The organism is Tissierella sp. QWL-11 (assembly GCF_058683765.1).
Map to the genome: position 1 here is coordinate 2274609 of NZ_CM178750.1, position 22554 is coordinate 2297162.

21 protein-coding genes and 2 riboswitches are annotated in these 22554 nt (G+C 30.8%); all 21 genes read right to left on the minus strand.

Features of this window, described 5'->3' with window-relative positions:
- Nucleotides 1-1029, minus strand: a complete 1029-nt coding sequence (locus tag AC4PG3_RS11365) for a protein arginine kinase (RefSeq protein WP_492196743.1) — start codon at nt 1027-1029, stop codon at nt 1-3.
- A gap of 4 nt (nt 1030-1033) precedes the next feature.
- Entirely contained in the window at nt 1034-1540 is a 507-nt protein-coding gene (locus tag AC4PG3_RS11370; protein WP_492196744.1) for a UvrB/UvrC motif-containing protein, read from the minus strand.
- Between the two features lie 15 nt (nt 1541-1555).
- Nucleotides 1556-2014, minus strand: a complete 459-nt coding sequence (locus tag AC4PG3_RS11375) for a CtsR family transcriptional regulator (RefSeq protein WP_492196745.1) — start codon at nt 2012-2014, stop codon at nt 1556-1558.
- 73 nt (nt 2015-2087) lie between these two features.
- The gene (locus AC4PG3_RS11380) at nt 2088-2873 is read right to left on the minus strand and encodes a transglutaminase-like domain-containing protein (protein WP_492196746.1); all 786 of its coding nucleotides are present in this window, start codon (nt 2871-2873) and stop codon (nt 2088-2090) included.
- Between the two features lie 13 nt (nt 2874-2886).
- Nucleotides 2887-2960, minus strand: a riboswitch (cyclic di-GMP riboswitch).
- A gap of 274 nt (nt 2961-3234) precedes the next feature.
- Nucleotides 3235-4932, minus strand: coding sequence for a [FeFe] hydrogenase, group A (locus AC4PG3_RS11385; protein WP_492196747.1), 1698 nt, complete (start codon nt 4930-4932; stop codon nt 3235-3237).
- A 3-nt stretch (nt 4933-4935) separates the two neighbouring features.
- On the minus strand, nt 4936-6804 hold the full coding sequence (locus AC4PG3_RS11390) for an NADH-ubiquinone oxidoreductase-F iron-sulfur binding region domain-containing protein (protein WP_492196748.1): 1869 nt from the start codon (nt 6802-6804) through the stop codon (nt 4936-4938).
- Nucleotides 6794-7276 carry an NADH-quinone oxidoreductase subunit NuoE family protein gene (locus tag AC4PG3_RS11395; protein WP_492196749.1) on the minus strand — a complete coding sequence of 161 codons (483 nt, stop codon included), beginning with the start codon at nt 7274-7276 and terminating at the stop codon, nt 6794-6796. Before AC4PG3_RS11395 ends, AC4PG3_RS11390 begins: the two co-directional genes overlap by 11 nt.
- A 329-nt stretch (nt 7277-7605) precedes the next feature.
- Complete coding sequence (locus tag AC4PG3_RS11400; protein ID WP_492196750.1) at nt 7606-8445, minus strand: LPXTG cell wall anchor domain-containing protein; 840 nt, start codon at nt 8443-8445, stop codon at nt 7606-7608.
- Nucleotides 8446-8507: 62 nt separating this feature from the next.
- The gene (locus AC4PG3_RS11405; protein ID WP_492196751.1) at nt 8508-9089 is read right to left on the minus strand and encodes a TasA family protein; all 582 of its coding nucleotides are present in this window, start codon (nt 9087-9089) and stop codon (nt 8508-8510) included.
- Nucleotides 9090-9118: 29 nt separating this feature from the next.
- Nucleotides 9119-9197: riboswitch (cyclic di-GMP riboswitch) on the minus strand.
- A 4-nt stretch (nt 9198-9201) separates the two neighbouring features.
- Complete coding sequence (locus AC4PG3_RS11410; RefSeq protein ID WP_492196752.1) at nt 9202-9750, minus strand: hypothetical protein; 549 nt, start codon at nt 9748-9750, stop codon at nt 9202-9204.
- Between the two features lie 22 nt (nt 9751-9772).
- Complete coding sequence (locus AC4PG3_RS11415; protein ID WP_492196753.1) at nt 9773-10330, minus strand: signal peptidase I; 558 nt, start codon at nt 10328-10330, stop codon at nt 9773-9775.
- Complete coding sequence (locus AC4PG3_RS11420; protein WP_492196754.1) at nt 10320-13076, minus strand: VWA domain-containing protein; 2757 nt, start codon at nt 13074-13076, stop codon at nt 10320-10322. Before AC4PG3_RS11420 ends, AC4PG3_RS11415 begins: the two co-directional genes overlap by 11 nt.
- Nucleotides 13077-13257: 181 nt before the next feature.
- Entirely contained in the window at nt 13258-14439 is a 1182-nt protein-coding gene (locus AC4PG3_RS11425; protein WP_492196755.1) for an AfsR/SARP family transcriptional regulator, read from the minus strand.
- A gap of 129 nt (nt 14440-14568) precedes the next feature.
- Nucleotides 14569-16629 (minus strand): elongation factor G, encoded by a 2061-nt coding sequence (fusA, locus tag AC4PG3_RS11430; RefSeq protein ID WP_492196756.1) that lies wholly within the window; start codon nt 16627-16629, stop codon nt 14569-14571.
- Between the two features lie 143 nt (nt 16630-16772).
- Nucleotides 16773-17288 carry a cob(I)yrinic acid a,c-diamide adenosyltransferase gene (gene cobO, locus AC4PG3_RS11435; RefSeq protein WP_492196757.1) on the minus strand — a complete coding sequence of 172 codons (516 nt, stop codon included), beginning with the start codon at nt 17286-17288 and terminating at the stop codon, nt 16773-16775.
- Between the two features lie 14 nt (nt 17289-17302).
- The gene (locus AC4PG3_RS11440; protein ID WP_492196758.1) at nt 17303-18460 is read right to left on the minus strand and encodes an AI-2E family transporter; all 1158 of its coding nucleotides are present in this window, start codon (nt 18458-18460) and stop codon (nt 17303-17305) included.
- An 83-nt stretch (nt 18461-18543) separates the two neighbouring features.
- On the minus strand, nt 18544-20145 hold the full coding sequence (locus AC4PG3_RS11445) for a DUF5643 domain-containing protein (RefSeq protein ID WP_492196759.1): 1602 nt from the start codon (nt 20143-20145) through the stop codon (nt 18544-18546).
- 2 nt (nt 20146-20147) lie between these two features.
- On the minus strand, nt 20148-20681 hold the full coding sequence (locus AC4PG3_RS11450; protein ID WP_492198229.1) for an RNA polymerase sigma factor: 534 nt from the start codon (nt 20679-20681) through the stop codon (nt 20148-20150).
- A gap of 69 nt (nt 20682-20750) precedes the next feature.
- Nucleotides 20751-21302 (minus strand): hypothetical protein, encoded by a 552-nt coding sequence (locus AC4PG3_RS11455; RefSeq protein WP_492196760.1) that lies wholly within the window; start codon nt 21300-21302, stop codon nt 20751-20753.
- A 10-nt stretch (nt 21303-21312) separates the two neighbouring features.
- Entirely contained in the window at nt 21313-21924 is a 612-nt protein-coding gene (locus tag AC4PG3_RS11460) for a DNA-3-methyladenine glycosylase (RefSeq protein ID WP_492196761.1), read from the minus strand.
- Nucleotides 21925-21935: 11 nt separating this feature from the next.
- Nucleotides 21936-22535 carry a histidine phosphatase family protein gene (locus tag AC4PG3_RS11465; protein WP_492196762.1) on the minus strand — a complete coding sequence of 200 codons (600 nt, stop codon included), beginning with the start codon at nt 22533-22535 and terminating at the stop codon, nt 21936-21938.
- Between the last annotated feature and the right edge of the window lie 19 nt (nt 22536-22554).

Here is a 22554-nt window from a genome sequence, read left to right on the forward strand (position 1 = left end):
TTATCCCTCCATATCTAAAATAAATTCTCTAATTATATTCGCACGAACTATATCTCTTTCTTTTTCAGTTAAAGTCTTGTCAATTCCTTGTTGAATATTTGCTGGTTGAATATCTATCATAACCTTTATTATGTCTTTATATCCTTGGTTTTCCAAGATTCCTAATTCCCAACCTAGTCTAATATTGGAAAGATGTCTCATGGATTCTTTTGAATTTAAAATTCTACTATACTTTAAAATTCCAAAAGATCTATATATCTTATCTTGTAGTTCTATGCTCATATTTTCTCTTAAATAATTTCTAATACTTCTTTCTTTAGAAATTATTTGTCTAATAACTTTATCTAATTTATCCATTACTTCTTCTTCTGATTCTCCTAATGTGGTTTGATTTGATATTTGATATAGATTTCCTAAAGCCCTGGAGCCTTCTCCATATATACCTCTCACTGTTATACCCAGTTCTCTCAAACCCTCAACCACACTATTTATATTTCCAGTCATTGTAATACAAGGAAGATGTACCATAACAGAAGCACGAAGTCCTGTACCTACATTTGTAGGACAAGAAGTTAGATATCCAAGTTTTTCATCATATGCATACTCTAAACTCCTATCCAATTCATCATCTATCTTAGAGCACAGCTCCCAAGCTTTTTTTAAGTTCAATCCCGAAAATAGGGTTTGAATTCTTATATGGTCCTCTTCATTTATCATAATAGTAGCCCTTTCATCTTTTCGAAGTAAAAAGCTACTTCTATCCTTTTTCTTTACCATATTAGGACTTATCAAATGGTCTTCCACATAGCTTTGTTGTTCTGTCTTAGACAAGTCTAGGGTTCTCATATATTTGTACTCGTTGTCCATTATATCCTTTGCACTATTTAATATATCTGATACTAGAGCATCATTATCTTCTATAGACATATTGGATGGAAACTTATATTTAGAAAGATTTCTAGCTACTCTAACCCTAGTACTTATTGCCACATCATCATCAACTGAAAGACCTTCTAGCCATAGAGCCATAGTATCACCCCTCATAATCTTTTAGTTTTACTTTTATATCCTTTAATCTATCTCTAATAACAGCTGCTCTTTCAAATTCTTCCTTTTTAATAGAATATTCCAATTCTAGTTTTAAATCTTTTTCTTCTCTTCTTAAGAAAATTTTTTCATCAGAACTTTTTGGAATCTTACCTCTGTGAACATTGTGTCCATGTAAGCTTCTTATTAAAGGCTCTACTTTATCTTTAAAACTTACATAACATCTACTACACCCAAACTCTCCTCTTTCCTTAAACTCTGAATAGGTAAGTCCGCAATCTTCACATTTTAAATCTGTTATGTCTTCCTTCGACTCTTGCTTATTGCCAATTAATCCAGTGAAAAATTTATCCATGGATATAGGTTTATTTAAATCAAAATCATAGTGTGTAAAGGCGCACTCTTTGCATAAATGTTCTTCTTCCATTTTTCCATTGATAATCTTGGTATAGTGAAAATTCGCTTCATTTTTACCACATGAATCACATATCATATTTTAACCTCCCATTTATTCAATTAAAATTAGAAGAATATTTTTTAAAATATTTGCCCTAATTGTATTTATGTCTATAAAATCATTTTTTAAAACTCTTTCACTGATAGCTGCCTTTATAATGTTTTTCTCTCTTTCAGAAATAATACCTTCCTGGTAGAGACCTTCCAAAATATCATATGCCTTATTTTTAGTTATAGAATTCCCAATGGTGTTTATTATTAAATCACTCATATTTTTATCTTCATTTATTTTAACCTTTATTATCTTTATATACCCACCACCGCCTCTTTTACTCTCTATATAATATCCTTTATAGGGAGTAAACCTAGTAGAAAGTACATAATTTATCTGGGAAGGAGCACATTCAAACTTCTGTGCCATTTCATTTCTTTGGATTTCTATTACTCCATTATTAGCATCTTTAATCATATCTATAATAAACTTTTCAATAATATTACTTAAACCTGCCATATAGTCCTCCTTGACTTTGACTTTCTTTGTCCTTAATCTCCAAATTTCACCCTAACAATAGTTAGGGTGAAATTTAATACTCTCTTGTCTTTTCATATTCATTAGCTTGTTTTATCATTTTAACATCTATATTCCCACTTCGTAAAGCTGCATCATAAGTTGTGTCTATGATATGCCATTCTCCATCTATAAGCACTTCATTCCATGCATGATATGAGTCTAAATCATTCTTATATCCCTTAACTAATTTAGTAGGAATATTTAAAGATCTAAGCATTCCTGCAAAAACTGCAGAATAATCATAGCATATACCCTTTTTAGTTTCTAAAGTTTCATCTATATTAGGAACATAATTATCCTTTAAATCATCTATTTTATAATCATCATATTCTATATTTTCTAAAACATAACTGTATACTTTTTTTATCTTTTCAATATCAGTTTGTGCATCTTTAGTAATTTCACTTGCTAAATCTGAAATCTTTGATGACTTATCCCAATAAACTGGTTGAGCAGATGCTAAAAAAGCTGTATTTTTGTTGAACTCTTTTAAAATAATTTCTTCTTTTGAAACTACTTTGTATCTCTTACCTTGAATATTTTCTAGTACTTTTACTGTATAATTACCATTCCCAAGTTGTAGTGGAATAGATTCAAGATTACTACTTAAACTGTAATAATATTTTTCCTTATCCTTCTCTACTAATAACCTCATATTATCTCCATAGTTTGAGGTACCTATATCTAAATGTCCTTTGCTGTGTACTCCATAAGAATACATAGCTTGTCCATAGACTTCACTTATAGGCGAAATTAATAGTAAAAATACTAATAATAAATAAATTCTCCCTTTAAACAAAGCGAACTCCCCTTTCGGTAACTGGCTGCCCTTTAAGGCCCTATAGTTTTGCGTCCTTAGATTTCTCTAAGTTTGCCATTATCGTTTGAAAGTTTTCAAACTTTTTTTAAATAATATTAACTTTTTTAAAATACTACATTCTTATTATACAATATATTTGCCCAATTTGGAATAGAATAATCAAAATAAAATTCTACTCTAAATAAAAACACATTAATTTCTTAATTTGTTATGGATATTTAACTTTTATTCCTCTTTTATTTACTCTTTCTAAAATCCCTGTCAAATACGCTATTAATACTCTGTATTTAGAGATGGATTTTCTGCCACTTTGCAGTAAAACCATCCCTAAAATAATATATTATTCTTTATCTATTTCCTTTGGAACATGAATCAAGTCTTTTCTGTGTTTTAATAATCCATCAAATAAGGATGTTACTAGGGGATTATGCTCTGAGCTTTTAATAAATGATGTTCTATCTATTTTGTAAAGTCCCTTGGCTCTATTTTTTCTCATATTAGTATCAATAGGTGCTGGCTGTCCTCCACCTGAAACACATCCGCCTGGACAAGCCATAACTTCAATAAAATCATACTCCTTTTCTCCTGATTTTATTTTTTTAACTAATTCATCTGCATTTTTTAACCCATGAACTATTGCTATCCTAATATCTCTACCATTGAATTCAAAAACTGCCTCTTTAATATTTTCTAAACCTCTAACATCTTTAAATATTATATCTTTAGCTAAATGATCTGGTTTGTCAGTTAGCAATCTTGTGACAACAGCTTCTGTAACTCCACCAGTAGCTCCAAAGATTATTCCTGAACCACTTGCTAGACCAAAAGGCATATCAAAGGATTCATCTTCTAAATTGTCAAAGATAATTCCAGCTTCTTTGATCATTCTAGCTAATTCTTGAGTAGTGATAACTATATCTACATCTCTAACTCCATTAATTTCAAATTCTTTTCTAGCTGCTTCAGCTTTTTTAGCTGTGCAAGGCATCACAGAAACCATTACAGTTTCCTTATTCTCTTCTTTATCTTTTGCCTTATAATATTCCTTTATTACTGCTCCAAACATTTGCTGTGGAGATTTACAAGAAGAAATATTGTCTTTTAACTCTGGATACTTGTGTTCTGCAAATTTAACCCATCCTGGACAACAGGAAGTAAATAAAGGTAGATCTTCTTCACTAGTAAGTCTTTCTAAGAACTCATTACTCTCTTCTATAACAGTCATATCTGCAGCAAAAGCTGTGTCATAAACTTCATCTACACCCATCATTCTCAATGATGCTACTATTCTTCCTATAGTTACTTCACCAGAGGACAAACCAAATCTTTCTCCTAGAGCTACTCTAACAGCTGGTGCAACTTGTACTACTACTCTTTTACTACTATCAGATACAACATCCCAAAACTTTTCTCTATCGTCTTTTACAGTAATTGCTCCAGTAGGACAAACTGTTCTACACTGACCGCAATCTACGCAATTTACTTCTCCAATATTTTTATTAAAAGCAGGAGATATTCTCATATTAGATCCTCTATGAGTAAAGCTTAGGGCTGCAACTCCCTGGACTTCTTCACAAACCCTTACACAGTCTCCACAATATATACATTTATTAGGATTTCTTACTATTCCACAGCTCGAATCATCTATTGGTAAATTTTTATCTGTTTCATCAAATCTAATATTTTCTATACCGAAACGATGGGATAGTTTTCTTAAATCACATCTTCCTGTAATATTACAAGCTGTACAATCTCTATCATGATTTGAAAGTAAAAGCTCCAATATTGTCTTTCTATATCTTCTCAATCTAGATGTATTCGTAAATATCTTCATTCCATCTTTAGGAATAGTAGAACATGATGTAAATATCTTCCCTCTTTCATCTTCTACAATGCACATTCTACAAGCTCCATAGATACTTAACTCTGAATGATAGCAAAAGGTAGGTAAGTCTATTCCAGCTTTTCTTACAACTTCTAAAACATTCTTCTCAGCATCAAACTCTATTTTCCTATTGTCAATAATCATAGTCTTCATTTTTTATGCCTCCTTTATTGCCCCAAACGAGCAAGATTCTATACAAGCACCGCATTTTATACATTTACCTTGATCTATTACATAAGTTTCTTTTATTTTTCCTTTTATTGCATCTACAGGACATATTCTTGCACATTTGCTACATCCTTTGCATAAAGCTTCATCAATTTTAATTACTTTTAAACTAGCACAATTTTTAGTTGGACATCTTTTATCTACTACATGACTTAAATACTCATCTCTAAAATATTTTAAAGAACTAACAACTGGATTTGCTGCTGTCTTGCCTAAACCACAAAGAGAAGTATGAGTTATGATATCAGCTAACTCTTCAAGTAGCTCTAAATCTTCTAAACTACCTTTACCTTCAACTATTGCATCTAGTATTTGCAGCATTCTCTTAGTACCTTCTCTACATGGTACACATTTTCCACAGGATTCATTTTGAGTAAAGTTCATAAAGAATCTTGCTACCTCTACAATACAAGTATCTTCATCCATAACAACCATTCCACCAGAGCCTATCATTGCACCTACTTGACTTAAAGAATCAAAATCTAAAGGTAAGTCTAGATGTTCTTCCGTTAAACATCCTCCTGAAGGTCCTCCTATTTGAACAGCCTTAAATTTCTTTCCATCTCTAATACCTCCACCTATATCAAAGATAACTTTACGCAATGTGGCACCCATTGGAACTTCTATTAATCCTGTATTATTTACATTACCAGTAAGGGCAAAGGCTTTAGTTCCTGGACTGTTTTTAGTACCAAAAGACTTAAACCAATCAGAGCCATTTGTAATTATATATCTAATATTTGCAAAGGTCTCTACATTGTTTAACACTGTTGGTTTTTTCCATAGCCCTTCTTCCACTGTCCTCTTTGCTCTAACCCTAGGCATACCTCTTTCCCCTTCTATTGACGCTATTAAAGCACTTCCTTCACCACAAACAAAAGCACCTGCACCTTTGCTTATATGTATGTCAAAAGAAAGATCTGTACCTAATATATTCTCACCCAATAATCCTAATTTTCTTGATTGTTCTATTGCAATATTTAATCTCTCAATTGCTAAAGGATACTCAGCTCTTACATATATATGTCCTTCCGTTGCTCCTGTTGCATATGCAGCTATGGTCATTCCTTCTATTAGAGAATGAGGATCTCCTTCCATGATGCTTCTATCCATAAAAGCACCTGGATCTCCTTCATCTCCATTACAAATTATATATTTTTTATCACTTGAATAGCTAAGGACTTGAGCCCACTTCCTTCCAGCTGGAAATCCACCGCCACCTCTACCTCTTAAATTTGCATCTTCAACTTCATTACATACTTCCTCAGGAGACATTTTATTTAACACTTTTGTTAAGGCCTGATAACCTCCAAATACAATATATTCCTTTATAGACTCTGCATCTATATGCCCACAATGTTCTAATACTAATCTAGTTTGGCCTTTATAAAAAGGTATAGATTCTTGAGTATGGTATATATCTCCATCTAGTTTATACATTAGTCTTTCAACCGGCTTATTTTCAACAAGAGTTTTATTGACTATATCCTCACAATCTTCTACTTTTACCTTTAAGTATAAAAATTTTTCCGGCTCTATTCTAACTAGTGGCCCTGCTTCACAAAAACCATGACATCCACTTTTACTTACATTTATACCTTCTTCTTTTTCTAATTCAATATCTACTAGTAATCCCTTTTCCCTTATCAATCTTTTTAACTCTTCATAAACCTCTATAGATCCACCTGCTACACATCCAGTACCACCACAAACTATAACTCTTTTATATTGCTTATTTAGGTTAGCTTTGAATTTTTCTTTATATTTATTAAATTCTTCAATAGAATTAATCTTCATTTTTACACTCCTCCCTTAATTTATTTAAAACTTCTACAGTTTTTTCAGGAGTCATACTTCCATATACTTTTTCATTGATAGTTATAACAGGAGCTAAACCACATGCACCTAAGCATGATACGGTCTCTACTGTAAATAACAAATCATCTGTAGTATGCTTTTTATTTGTGAGAGATAATTCTTTTCTTAAAGCTTCTAAAATTGGTATTGATTTTCTAACATGACAAGCAGTTCCATCGCAGATTTTTATTATGTATTTCCCTTTAGGTTCCAAGGAAAAATATTCATAGAAAGTTGCAATTCCATATATTTTAGCTGAACTTATTTCCATTTTTTCAGATAAATATTCTAATACTTCCTCTGGCAAATATCTATTTTTTTCTTGTATTTCTTGAAGTATACTAATAAGAGAAGATTGATCTTTACCATGTTTACAAATTATTGAATCTACAGTTTCTTTCATTTCTAACATTAAGTAAATACCTCCTAGATTGATTTTTGTTAATATATTCACATTGTTGGGTATAGATACACTACATAAATTTTTTTAATGCCCTCATTGAATTTTAGATAAGATTAATTTCATTAATTTTAAAATTGTTAATATATTCACATAAATAATAATATCATATCTTTCTACATTGTCAATAGAAAAACCAAAGTCGAATTCTTAAAAATATTCACTTTTTTGATGCTTTCATCTCGAAATTTGTCATATTTTAGTTGCTATAATAATAAGATATAAAATAAAAATACTCCCCTTTTGACAAGGGGAGCATATTAATATTTAATTTTTAGAGTTTATTTTTTATCTTTTTTTCTTGAACCTATACCTAATCCTAAGAATAAGCTTCCTGCTATATAATATATACTTGCTGGTATTTCTCCAGTTTTTGGCATAATTGGTTGTGATTCTGGTATTTCTTCTTCTATACTTTCTTCTAGTTCACCAGGTTCTTCTGGTTTATCCTCTGGGATCTCTTCATCTATTACCTCTTCTGTTTCCACTTCGGGGTCTTCTGGTTCATCCGGAATATCCCCTGGTACTTCTTCCTCGTCATCTGGCTCATCTGGATATATAGGAGTTATGATTACAGGAGGTCTTATAGGTTTTGATGGCTCTTCTGGCTCTCCTTGAGCTATAAATATCCACTTCACTTCTACTGACTTTCCTTGAAATTCATTTCCTGTTTCAGGACCAGGTAGGTGAACTACAGCTCTTAATTCCTTTTCTTCATTTTTATTAAAATCCCCTAAGCTTATATTTGTTGTTGCATAATCTTTCATAGGGCCTTTATAGATTTGATTTCCATCTATATAAATAGTCAAAATTAATTGTTCAAATAAATCCGCTTCTCCCTCTTTTGGCTGAGGACTAGTTCTTTCAGCTCTCATGAACACTTCAAATAGTTCAGTATAATTATTTTTTATATCTATCTTAGCTTCCTTAATGTCTCCAGGGTTTAAATTAGCCAAGTTAAATAATTTTGTATCCCTAGGACTTACTTCAAGTCCTAATTCACTTCCTATTATTTCAAGATCTTCTGCATAGGAAGGATTTACTCCAAATGAAGTGAATGCCCCCATAATCAGAGATAATGCTCCTAAAAATATCATTAATTTGGAAAATAATTTCTTCATTTCTCCTACCCTCCTTTTTTAGGGGATTAGGGGACTTAGCCCCCTAAATATATTTTATTGTTTTATACTTCTGGAGGTGCTATTGGTGCTAAATCAAGTGGATCTACACCCCACTCATTTAATGCTGCTCCATTAGTTGTCTGAATAGCTTCTGCTTTTACAGTTATATTAAGTTTTGCACCTTGGTATTCGTTGCCCATTTCTAATCCTTTGAAACAAATATTATTTCCTTCTTCATTGTCTTCAAATAGTAGTGTAGTTTGATCAATTGTCTCTCCATCTTTTGCAGCTAATTCTCTAGTGAAGTAGAAATATCCATTATCCTCTACCCATCCTTCTCCTAGTTCATACATTACTACTCCAAGATCTAATTGTTCATTATCAAATACTATATTTTTTGCAATTCTTACAAAAGCTGTCTTAGTTCCTAAATTTTCAACATATACATTTTTATCATAACAATCTCCTGGATTTACATTTAAAGCTCCTTCAAATTCATCAACTAAATTAATTTCTAGTGTACCTGCTGTAAAAGTATTTACTACTGGCTTTGTTTCTGCTGTAAACCAGGCAAAGGTTCCACCTGCTACTAATAATACTACTAATAGAATTGCTGATCCTAACATCAAGTTTCTCTTTTTCATCGTTCCTCCTCCTTTATATTTTTTATAATTTTTGCAGCTAGGCTGCCACCTAAAGAAGGCCCTATAGCTTTGCGTCCTTAGATTTCTCTAAGTTTGCCAAATAAAATCTATTTTATGGAGTCCATGGTATATCCGGAGTAAATGGTAAGGTGCTTAATCCCCATACATCTTCCCAGGCATTGTGGGTTATTTGAACTCCTTCTGCTACAACTTTAAGGGTAAAAATTTCCCCTTCATATTCTGATGGTAAACTTGTAAAAGTTACACTTCCTAATAATTTACTAGTTATTTCATTTTGTTCTAGATAGTATTTAAAGTAATAGTATCCATCTGTATGAAGTATCCAATCGCTATTTGATGCTAAATTAAGGTTTACATTTGATACTGATAAACTAGGATCACTCCATTCTGGAACTAATCTAACTCTTACATAAGTTCTTTTTGTACCTAAACTTTGAACTTGCACATTTTTATTATAAGTTGTGGCTATTACATTTTCTAAGTCTTCAAAACCTTCTTCTACTACTTTTACCTTTACGGTTCCAATTTTGAATTCATTTACGGCTTTACTAGGACTGGATGTCAACCAAGCCATGGAACCGCCGGCTATCATTATAGATATTAATAAAATGGTGGATAGTATAATCATTCTTTTTTTCATATTCATCCATCCCTTCTTCCCATTAAGCTTTTTCCATCAATTTTTTTGAAATTCTAGGAATAATTATTGATAATATTCCCATTGCTAATATAAACACTATGCCTGGAGTACTACTTAAAAATCTAAATATATATCCTATATATGGTATAGAATATAGTACCTTTCCTATTACTTTTTCTACTTCTACAGGATTTGGGTCATCTGCATTATTTGCATCTCCTCTGGTTATAAAATATTCTCCAGTATTTCCTATATCTACTACTCTATGGGTTATTCTAGTTCTCCCCTCTTTACCATAGTAGGTTATAATATCTCCAACTTCTATTTCTTCAGTTGGTTTTTCTCTAACTATTATAAGAGAGTTTATTTCTAATGCTGGTATCATACTCCCACTATCTACGATATAGAGTCTATTTCCAAATAGTGAAGGTTCCATTCCTGTGAATCTTGATTGTGCTACTATGATAATTAAGAATATCATTATGAGCATAAATATGGCAAAAGCTATATTGCTTAGTATTTTAAGAATTCTATTTTTAGTGTTTTCAACCATATCTATGCCTCCAATTTTAATTAGCATCTTCTAAGTCCTCTTCTGGATTATTTGGTATTACCGCTTCTGTTTTTATTTCTATATTAACTTCTGATTCTTCTACTGGCGGTAAATCATTTTCAGTTGTCACGCCTACTTTAAAATTATTTTTGCGTTCATCATCATCATGGAACCAACCATCATTATCCCTCTTATTTCTAACTGTTGTTGAATCTTCTAAATTGTCTACTGTAAGTGTTATCCTTTGATTTGATATCTCTACTAACTCATAATTCATTGGAACTATTTCACTAATTGTATAAATTCCTAAATCTAAGTTTTTTATGGTTTTAGATTCTCCATTTTGAAGAGTTACCACATACTCTTTTCCATTAGGCCCATTTACAAATATGTCAAATTCCTGATTTGGATCCTTTGGATTTTGCACTACTTTTTTTATAGTAATTGCTCCCTTAGGATCTTCTACTACTACAGTCATAGTAGCTACTGCTTTGCATCCATTAGAATCTATTACTGTAAGCTCATACTGTATATCTTCTTGAGGACTTACTGTAGGATTTTTATCATTTGAGATAATATTGCTATCTCCTATTATTCTCCATTCATAGGTGTAAGTTCCATTTCCATCTCCACCTGTTACAGGACTCATATAGTTTTCATCATTTTCATCTATTCCAGTACCTAGGTCTATAGAATTTCCTATTATTATAGTTGCATCCGAAAGACTTACACTAAGTGGTGTAGGAACATCTACTTCTGGAATTGGGAATTCTTTATTTACTCCTGTTTTTCCATTAACATCTGTATAAGTCAAGTTTGCATATTCATTTGTATTTGCAAGTCCCCCTGGGAAACTAGCTTTTGCTCTTATTTGATATTTAATTTGTGCATTATCTACTATAGTTCCTGGTGTCCAAGTGATCTCACCAGTGCTTGAGTTATAACTTGCTCCTGCTGGTAGACTTCCAGCTACTAATTCAAAGTTATTTCCTATTTTATCTACTACTCTAGCGTTAGTAGCTGAATATCCAAGTTGAGTTGAAATATCATTGAAGATATCGTCTAAAGCTTCTGCTGATGGTGCATCATAGAACCCCTTATTTTGTGATAATGTCAATGTATCTGTAGCCAAATTTTTAACTGAGCCAGTAAGACTTTGCAATAAACCTATAGTGAATACATCTGCTATTCCATTCTCCCATATTTCCTGTCCAGCAGTATATGCTGCTATGGTGTGATTATTATGAGATGTAGGACTATTTGGCCCTGCTCCACTTACATCACTTCCTGTAGGCATTCCATCTGTAAACATTATTACTACTTTATTTGAGTTTGGTCTATCTGAGTTTACAATTACATATTCACCTTTTCGAAAACCAGCTTGAGTGTTAGTTCCTCCATTGGCAGATATATTATTTATTTTACTTTCCACTACTTCTAAATTCTCTGTTAGTCCTGTATCTACAGTCGCATCATTGTCAGAGCCTATAACTCCAGATGATGAAGGACCATTAAAGCTCACAATAGATATTCTACTTCCAGGTATGCCATTTTGCCCTAATACTTCATTTGCAAAGTTTACAGCTGCCTGCTTAGCATAATAAAGTCTAGATCTTCCAAACCTTTCATAAAATGGTTTTCCTACAGGTGAGTCTGAGTCGTGGCTTCCTGGACCATTATCATCTCCACTAGGATCCCAGCTTACATGTCTACGATTCCCTATCGGTCCATAGACCCAACCTTGATACCACCAATTATAGGAAACTTGTTTATATTCTCCATCTATCTTCACATAATAACCACTATCAGTATCAGGATTGCTAGTTATAGAAACATACTCATCTACGTCACCATCTCTCATACTACCTGATCTATCTATTACCAACACAACATCTACTGGAGCTTCTTGTGGAGTTCCAGTGATATCTAGAGTAACTTCGTAAGTTCTACATTCACCATAGATTCTTGTAGCTTTCTTATAAACTTCTATAGTATCTGTCAATACAGGTGGATTAGGAGACATACTATTTAATAGTCTTCTAGAAAATAATGAAGGAAATATAATCTCCGGTTCTCCCATCATAGGTGGGATATTTTCTAGAAGCTCACCTTCTTCTTCCATTTGAACCGGCACTACAAATCTATTTTTCCAAGTTAAATACTCTTCATTAAACTCTACTGATACTTCTATTTCGTTTTCTATCTCTTCTAAATTATTATCAATGCTTATTTCATATTGTTTTGTTATGCTCTTTTCTTCACCTACTTTTAAACTGCCTAGAGAAAAAGCTCCATTTAAATCATCTGATATGGTTATATTTTCTAAATCTACTTCTCCATCATTTATAAGATTTATGTTGTAAATTAAAATATCTCCATTTTCATATAGTTCTTTTTCTGTAGTTACATCTACATATATAGAAGGTTCTCCTATTTGAGGAGATAGTAATTCTTCTTCATATACATCTTCAACAACTGTATCTTCTTCACTTTCTATGATATCTTCTGGCAATTCTTCTTCTGGTTCTTGTGTTTCTGCATTTTCTTTATCAGATAATTCTTCATCTGAGTTATCTTGTTCTTCCTTGTCTTTATCTTCTAGGGGTATTTCTCCTACTGTTGAATCATCAACATCTACCTGAGAGTTTTCATTTTCATATACATGTTCTTGGGAAGTTAATTTTCCGATTTGACTATATGAACTTACTCCTAAAGTAAATATCATTATAAAAGACAATAAAAAAGCCATTGATATTTTGAACCTTTTCTTCATACATTTCACCTCCATTGTTTTAAACCTTAAATAATTTGTAGTTTTTATTTATCTATTTTATACCTATTTGAATTACTAATAGCTTTCATAAGAATTACCTATGAATTACATAGTTAATTTTTCCCATAAAAATATTCCCAGTATATTGAAATACTGGGAATTAAATAAATCTTATATTTTTTTAAATTTTTTTATATTTTATGTTTAATATAATTTTTTTATTGTTTACTGTATCCTTAAATTTATTATTAAACCTGTCTATTATACTTTCCATATCTTTTTCTTCTAAATTATAGAATAAAACAAGGATTTGATTTTGATTCCATTGAGTGAGTACATCACCTTTTCTAAGATTATGATAGAAAATATCCAAGAGGGTATCCATGAATTCTTTTATATCATTTTCAGATAATTGTCTATAACCTATTTGTTCTATAGTTATTATCCCTAGGAAAGTGTCTTTTTCTTTTCTATCATTGTTTCTAAGCTCTAAATTATACAGAAGTTTAAAATAATAATTATCACATAATAATGCTCCTTTTAATTCGGAATCATTTTTAAATTCCTTATCAATTGTATTTAAACTTATGGTAGATGAGTTCTTGTCTTCTTCAAATTTGATTTTTCTATATAAAGCCTTCATCCTATTACTAGGAGCTTCGCTAAGTTCACTATAAATCTTGCTTGTGTAGTATCTATAATGATTTAGAGCATAAATATTTTGTCTAAGGTTTATTAGAGATTCAATAAAATAAATATGGATTATTTCCTCATAGGGTTTATATTTCATAGCATCTTCACATACTGAAATGATATTATTATCCATGGATTTTTCTTTTAATATTTGTAAATATTGTGATAAGCTTTTAATATACAATCTATCAAGTCTGCTTCTAATTGGGATCAACCGATTCTCATCTCCTAATTCTCCTAAATATTCTCCCCTATACAATTTTGTGCCTTGTTTGCACATTTCTAACATCTTATCCCTATCTTTTAATTTATTATATTCATCTATACAAGACTCTAGATCTATGAAATCTACTGTACAATCTTTTGTCAATTTAAATAAATAATATCCATTTACATATTGGATATAAAAAAAGGATTCTATGTTGAGCTTTTCAAATTCTATTATTTTCCTAAGTCTAGATATTTGGGTTCGGAGTACATTCATAGGGTTTTTAAATCTTTCACTTCCCCATATATCTTCTATTATGTTTTCTGGAAGTAATTTTTTATCATGGAATGTTAAGAAATATTTAAATAATTTCATAAGTTTAGGATGATTTCCTATTGAATCCAAGACAGATATATTATCTATCTTAATATCAAAATCTCCTAAAGTAGATATTTTAATCATACTATCATTCCTTCCGATTCTTTTTAAATATATACCCTATTAAATTTTTATGTAATCAATATGTAAATCATTTGTCTTTAGCATATAAAAAGACCCTCCAGATTTGAAAGGGTCTTTTAAACTTTTATTTTATTTTTCTGATTTGGATTCTTCTATTATTTTCTCTGCTATATTTGATGGCACTTCATCATATCTTGCAAATTCCATTGTGAAGCTTCCACGAGCTTGAGTCATAGATCTTAAATCTATCGCATATTCAAACATTTCTCCATGTGGAGCTTCTCCTATTACTACCTGTGATCCATCCTCTTGTTGTTCCATACCTAAAACTCTGCCTCTACGTTTATTCATATCTCCCATTACATCTCCCATGTATTCTTCAGGGATATTTACCTCAACTTTTACTACTGGCTCTAATAATACTGGCTTGGCAGATTCCATTCCCTTTTTAAAGGCCTGAATAGCAGCAATTTTAAATGCCATTTCATTTGAATCTACTGGATGATATGATCCATCATGTAATACTGCCTTTACATTTACAACTTTACATCCTGCTAATATACCATTATTTAATGACTCTCTAAGCCCTTTCTCAACTGCTGGGAAATAGTTTCTAGGTACAGCACCTCCAAAAACTTCCTCTTCAAATATAAATTCATCTTCACATGGCTCAAATCTAATATGGACATCTCCATATTGGCCTGCTCCACCTGATTGTTTTTTGTGTTTCCCTTGAACATCTGACTTTCCTTTTATAGTTTCTCTATATGCTATCTTAGGATTTCTAAGTAATACTTCTACTCCAAAATTATTTTTAAGTTTATTTGTAATCACTGTCAATTGAACATTTCCCTGACCGCCTATTAATAACTCCTTGGTCTCTTTATTTCTCTCTAGACTAAATGTAGGATCTTCTTCTGTAAGTTTTTGTAAAGAAGAATTTATTTTTTCTTCATCCCCTTTAGATTTTGGCTCTATAGCCATAAATAATGTGGGCTGTGGATAAGAAAGAGGTTTATATTGTATGCAATCATCCTTATCACACAAACTATCTCCAGTTTGAGTATATTGTAGTTTGGAAGTCGCCCCTATATCCCCAGCTACTATTTCTTTTGCTTCTATCTGTTCTTTTCCACGAAGGGTAAACAATCCTCCTAATTTTTGTGTTTCTTCTTTATTTGGATTATAGACCTCTGTATCCTTATCTAATTTTCCAGATAAAACTTTAAATAGAGAAAGTTTCCCTACAAATGGGTCTATTATTGTTTTAAATACTATTGCAGAGAAGGGTCCATCTACATCTATTTTCCTATCTACTTCTTCTTCATCTTTATATCCTTTTACACTTTCAACATCTTCAGGAGAAGGAATATATCTCATTATTACATCTAAAAGATAGTCCATACCTATTGCTTTTTGAGCAGAGCCTACAAATACTGGAACTGAATCTCCATTCGCAACAGATTTTCTAAATCCTTCAGAAATCTCTTCCATGGTAAATGCTTCACCATCAAAATATTTTTGCATAAGGACATCATCAGTTTCCGCAACCTTTTCCATGAGACTTTCTCTAATTTCTACTATGGATTCTTTTTCATTTTCATATAGTGGAATTTCACTTCTTTCTAGTCCATCATATCTATAAGCTACTTCATCTCTAACATTTACAAATCCTTTAAACTTTTCCGCCTCTCCTATAGGAAGGGCAAAGGGAAATATTTTATCTCCAAATTTATCTTTTAACTCTTGAATTATTTTATCAAAGTCAATATTTTCTTTATCCATTTTATTTAAAAATATAAATCTAGGTCTTTTATGCTTTTCTAGAAGTTTCCAAGCTTTTTCAGCCCCTACCTCTATGCCTGCTGAAGCATCTATAACTAATATAGCTCCTTCACTAGCTCTTAAAGCTCCATATGTTTCTCCTACAAAATCAAAATAACCTGGAGTATCTATAATGTTAATCTTTGTATCTTTCCATTCAATTGGGATAGTTGATGCTCCTATAGAAGTTTGGCGAGATATCTCTTCTTTATCAAAGTCTGATACCGTATTCCCGTCTTCTACTCTACCTTGTCTTTTAGTAATTCCCACTGCATATAATATTGCTTCTGTTAAACTTGTCTTTCCGCTACCACTGTGTCCAAGCAAAGCTACGTTTCTGATTTTATCCTTATGATAAGTTTTCATTTATACATTGCCCCCTTAACCAGTAATTTATTTCCAAGATTCTAAAAATCTTTTCTCACACAGACAAATATTTAATTTTCTGAAGATTATTACATAAGTAAATTATAACATGAAACATCTAAATATCCTAGTATTTTTTAAAATTAACACTCAATTCCGACTCTTGCTTCAATTCCCTTAGTATAGTAATGCTTTATTTCTTTCATCTCTGTAACTAAATCGGCTAATTCAATCAACTCTTCTGGAGCATATCTTCCTGTTATAATTACTTCTACATGAGGAGCTCTACTATTTAAAATATCTATTACCTCTTCTACTTTAAAAAGCTTATAGTAGAGAGCTATATTTAATTCATCTAATACAACTACATCATACTTTCCTTCTTCCAATACTGTTTTGACTTCTTCTAAGCCTTTTTTTGCTCGATTTATATCCTCTTCTGTAGGATCATTGTAAATAAAACAATCCTTGCCAAATTGTTTTATTTGAATTCCTTCTAAATACTCTACACATTTAGTCTCACTATACTTCATACCTTTTACAAACTGACCAAAAAAAACTTTTTTGCCTGCACACACTGCCCTTATTGACAATCCCAATGCTGCTGTGGTCTTTCCTTTTCCATTTCCAGTATAAATTTGTATATATCCTTTTTCCACTTATATCACTCCATTTATATATAATCTTTTGTATCTGTAGGCAATCCTCTCTTTGCTAGTCTATACTCTACTATATCTTTTATAATAGAGTAAATAAATACAAACAGAGGTACTCCTATTATAAGTCCTACAAATCCTAAAAGTTTTCCTGCAACAAGTAAAGAAAATAAAATCCAAAATGCAGATATACCCAAAGAATCTCCAAGTATCTTAGGTCCTATTATATTTCCATCAATTTGCTGTATAATTAAGATTATAAGCAAAAACCATAGAGCTTTAACTGGAGATACAAATAATATTATAAAAAATGATGGGACTGCTCCTATAAACGGACCAAAAAATGGAATTATATTGGTAACACCAATTATAAATGATACCAAAGTTTCGTAAGGCATATTTGTTATTTTAAGTGTGATAAATGTAAGTAAGCCTATAATAAGTGAGTCAAGTATTTTCCCAATTAAAAACTTACCAAATATATTATCGCTTCTTCTAACCAATTCTATCATTCTATCTGCATTTTGAGAGGAAAAGATAGATACGGTAATTTTTTTGCTTAGAGCTTTAAATCTTTCTTTATCTGCTAGTAAATATATGGATATTATTACTCCAAGGACTATATTCCATATACTAGCTAAAATAGTCTTTGTTAAGTTTCCAAGCTTTGGTATTAAATTTGTAGCAAAGTTTATTATATAATCTACAAATTCATTCCATTTTCCCATAACAAATTTATTGTACTCTCCCGGGATATCTAATTGTGATACAAGTCCATTTATTATTTTACTTGTATTTACAAAATAATCAGGTATATCTTCTACTAAGCCCATTAAAGAAGATACTAATTGAGGGAATATAAAATTCAAAAACAAATATAAAAATAGAAATACTACTGTATAAGTCAGGGCAATTCCAACTATCCTTATCCCTTTTTCCATCTTTGGAAAAATATAACTCAATATATATACTTCAAAAAACTCTAAAATAAAGTTAAATAAATAGGCCATTACAAATCCTATTATAAAAGGTTGAAATGTACTAAGATATTTGCCTACTTGTATTCTAAACAAATTCACCTCTGAAGCTATTAAAAAAAATACTATGCTCAAAGCTAATACTATAAAGGAATATGCTGCTATTGTGTTGTATTTATTATTCCAGTTTACTTTCATCTATCGTCCTCTTTCCCATTTGGTATGTGAATTATCTAAATCTTCTTGTATACTATAATAACAAAAAAAGTAGTGCTTAACCACTACTTTAATTGTATATTTATACTTTTGTCAGGATATTTTATATATTTCTGTCCCTTTATAATTAATTTATCTGGTTTCAATAATTCTTCGTAATATATTTCATCAAAATCTAATCTTTTAAAATCCTCCGTACTCAAGATAAGCTTTTGTTCTAGTACAAAATTATACATCTTATCTGTCCAAAACATTCCTGTAGTGTCTTCAATTTTTCCATTTTCATCATAAGTCTCCCATTTTTCGTGGCTTACATAGAAGGGATAGTCTCTATTGAATTTTATAGTCTCTCCATTGTCCTCAAATTCTACTGGAACTCCCTTTTCTAAATATATCTCAGAACTAATATATTCTCTATCTTTACTAGTATCTTCAATTATAGTAATTTCTGTATTGTCTTCATTGTACTTTATATCTTGAACTATTAGTTCATTACCTTGATATTCTATGGTCTGTGGAAGATTATCCCAATTTATATCATATTCCTTCGATACTCTAGATATATATCTTGCAGTATCCAAAATCAATTCAATTTCTTTTGGATCTTCTAAATACAAGCTTTGCATATGTGCCTCTTCATATTGATACCCAAAGTTTTGCATTGAATTACCATCACTATAGCTTAATTCTGATCTTCCGTAAGTCTTTCCTTTGTGTTTAAGTGAAAAGGATAGATCTCGTAGAAATTTAACTTCTTCTTTATTATATACATCAAATTTATAGTTTATACTAGTAGTTGTAGGAGCTATTACTATTTCATTTATAACTAATTCATTTCCATCTAAATCTATCTTTTTATCTACTTTATATCTCTCTGATTTTATCTTTTTAGCAGATATGTTTAAATCCCAATTTCCATCCACATCAACTCTAGACTCTTCATTTTCATTTATCATGCTAGAGAATTTATTTATATTTATATTTATGTCACCTTCTTCTTTATCCATAGGCTCAGTCTTTAGAATTAGATCTACAGTACCTTCCTCTTCTCTATATATATTAGAAGAATTTACAAGTGGTGGCATTCCCTCATATTTTCCTTTTATATCTCCTCCAACAGTAATTCGTTCAAAGGGACCAATATCTCTAAAAGATGGAATAAATCTTATCTCTCCATTTAAATCCTTTACTTCTAAGAGAATAATTGTATTTAAATCATCTGCAATTACTCCCTTAGCTGTTACTTTTATATTCTTATCTGTAGTGGAAACATCCAACTTTTGCCCTACTCCATTGTCTATCAACTTTTCCCAAGCAGAAGTCTGTTTTTCACTTGCCCTTTTCCACCAATCCATAAATCCAAACATCTCTGTAGCAAAGGCAGTTACAACTAATATTAGTGAGACAGCTATTGCAATTCCTCCAGTTCTTGTAAAGTTTTTAAAGTATTTCTTTTTTCTTGTATTTGATTTTAAGTTTAAAGTTTTATCTCTTCCTACATCTTTAGTTTTATCTTCTATATAGATAATTGTAGATTTTAATTCTTCATATTCTTTTCTGCACTTTTCACAAGTTTCTAAGTGTTTTTCCATTTTATCTTCTTCTTGAGAATTCAAATTTTTATCAATATAATCTATTAAATTTTCTTTTATTTTATCACAATCCATATTTACACCTCCTTGATTTTGCTTTTAAATTGCTTGAGTCCTCTGTATATCCTGGATTTAACAGTTCCTACTGGGATATCTAAAATCTCTCCTATCTCCTTTTGGCTATAGCCTGATATATATTTTAATATTATAGCTTCTTTAAATATTTCATCTAGTGAATCTAAACTATCAAAAAAATCATATTCACATTCATGATATTCTTCATATTGTATATTTTCTTTTAAAACTTCTCTTTTCCTACTCCTTAGTTTTTGCCTACATTCATTTATTAGGATACTAATATACCATGTTTCAAAGTAATCTTCATTTTTAAGAGTGTGGATATTTTCATATACTTTGATTAAGCAATCTTGAAATACATCTTCTATATCTTGATGATTATATAAATAAGACCAGGCGATTTTATATAGTTTATCTTTTCTTATCTGTATCCAATCTACCAGGACTTCTAAATTCCCTTTTTTTATATCCTTTATAAATTGTCTATTTTTAAAACTTATAATGTGAATCCCTCCTCCCCTACTCTCTTCTATTAATTAGATGAACTTAGAACCTTAAAAGTTCCCTAAAAAAGAAAAAAAGAGCAAAATTGCTCTTTTAAACTAAAATTCCACTCTACATTTTTTCATAAGCTTCATTATCTGAATCAATATTATTACACTAGCCACCACTATACCTATTAACATCACTAAGGCTACAGGAGGTATGAACACTAAAAATATGGCAATCAATGTGGCTATTAATAATGATTTATAGTTATTCCAGCTTTTTTGTGCTTCATCTCCAATTTCATGTAATTCTCTAGCAACGGCCATATCATTTATTCCCATAAATAAATGATATACTATCTTTAAATCAATTATAATACTTATTATCCCAATTATAATAGTAAAGAACCATATCCAAAATTCCATGAGTCTGTGTTCTAACAAACCTTGGAAGTCATATATTGAAAATATTGATAAAACTATCATAGGAATAGCAAATTTCTTCGCCTGCTTAAAATTCTCTGACTGTTCTTCTAGTAGTGTTAATCCCTGATAAATAAGTATATACCCTATTATATTAGGAATTATATCAAATCCTTGTATTTTAAAACTCAACATTATAAAGAAAAATCCCCAATAAAACTTATTAAAAGCTGCATTATACATAGTATCCCCCTTATTTTTTTGATACAAATGGATTATCTTTTATATAAAATCTCAAGAGATAATCCTTAGACTGTGCATAGTCTATATTTATTCTCGGAGTCTTTATTATATCCTCTCTTTTAAGTTTTTCTCTATCTTCTACCCAAATTCTCTTATCCTTTGTTAAGTCTGCCCCATAAAATTTATCCTTTGTAATACCATATGCCATTACAAACTTTGCTGGACCATTTGTAAGATTTATTATTTCTCGTCTTTTAGGATTATTGTATTCTCTTTTATATCTATTTTCATACATGTATTCTATTCCCTCTATAGGCTCAATCCCCCTTATGAGAGCTCCACCTAGTACTCCCTGTTTTTCAGCTACTATATTGAAACATTGATACATTCCATATATATTATAGATATAAATATGTCCTCCTATTTCTCCTATTACCCTAGTTCTATCTGTTAAACCTTTATTAAAATGAGCTGCATCGTCATTAGTCTCTATATAGGCTTCAGTTTCTACTATTTTGCCCTTATAAATCTTCTCCCCATTTTTTAAAACTAAAATTTTCCCTAATAGCTCCCTAGCCACTAGGATAGTATTTCTAGCAAAAAATTCTCTTTTTAATCTCATGTTTGCCCTTTCTAAAGTATATGTGATTCATCTCCCTCTAATATAGAGTTTATCTTATCATCATCTATTTCAAATACAGTTAGTGATGTCCCAGTGTATACTTTCATCTTCACAAAATCTTCGATTTTCATATCTTTTAATAAGGCTATTATAGCCTTTATAGTTACTCCATGGGAAACTATAAGTACATTTTCATCCTTTTGTTCTAGTATATGTTCCAATGCACTTTTTACCCTTAAAAATAATTCATCATAAGTTTCTCCACCTAATGGTTTATATAGATGTGGTTTATTAAAATATAAATAATATTCTTCTGGATACTCTTTTTCCACTTCAGGCAATCTCATACCTTCCCATTTTCCAAGTCCCAATTCCTTTAATTCATCTAGAGTTACTATCTCTATATCCTTATAGTTTAAAATCTTAGCAGTGTCTAAAGCTCTCTTTTGAGGACTAGAATATATCTTATCGAAGTCGATAGACTTTAATCTTTTAGCCAATTTTTCTGCCCTTTTTATACCTTCTTCTGTCAAAGGTGAATCCTTCCAACCCTGAAGTTTTTTTATTGTATTCCACTGTGTCTGTCCATGTCTAGTTATATATAATTTCAAATAATCTCCTCCATAATCA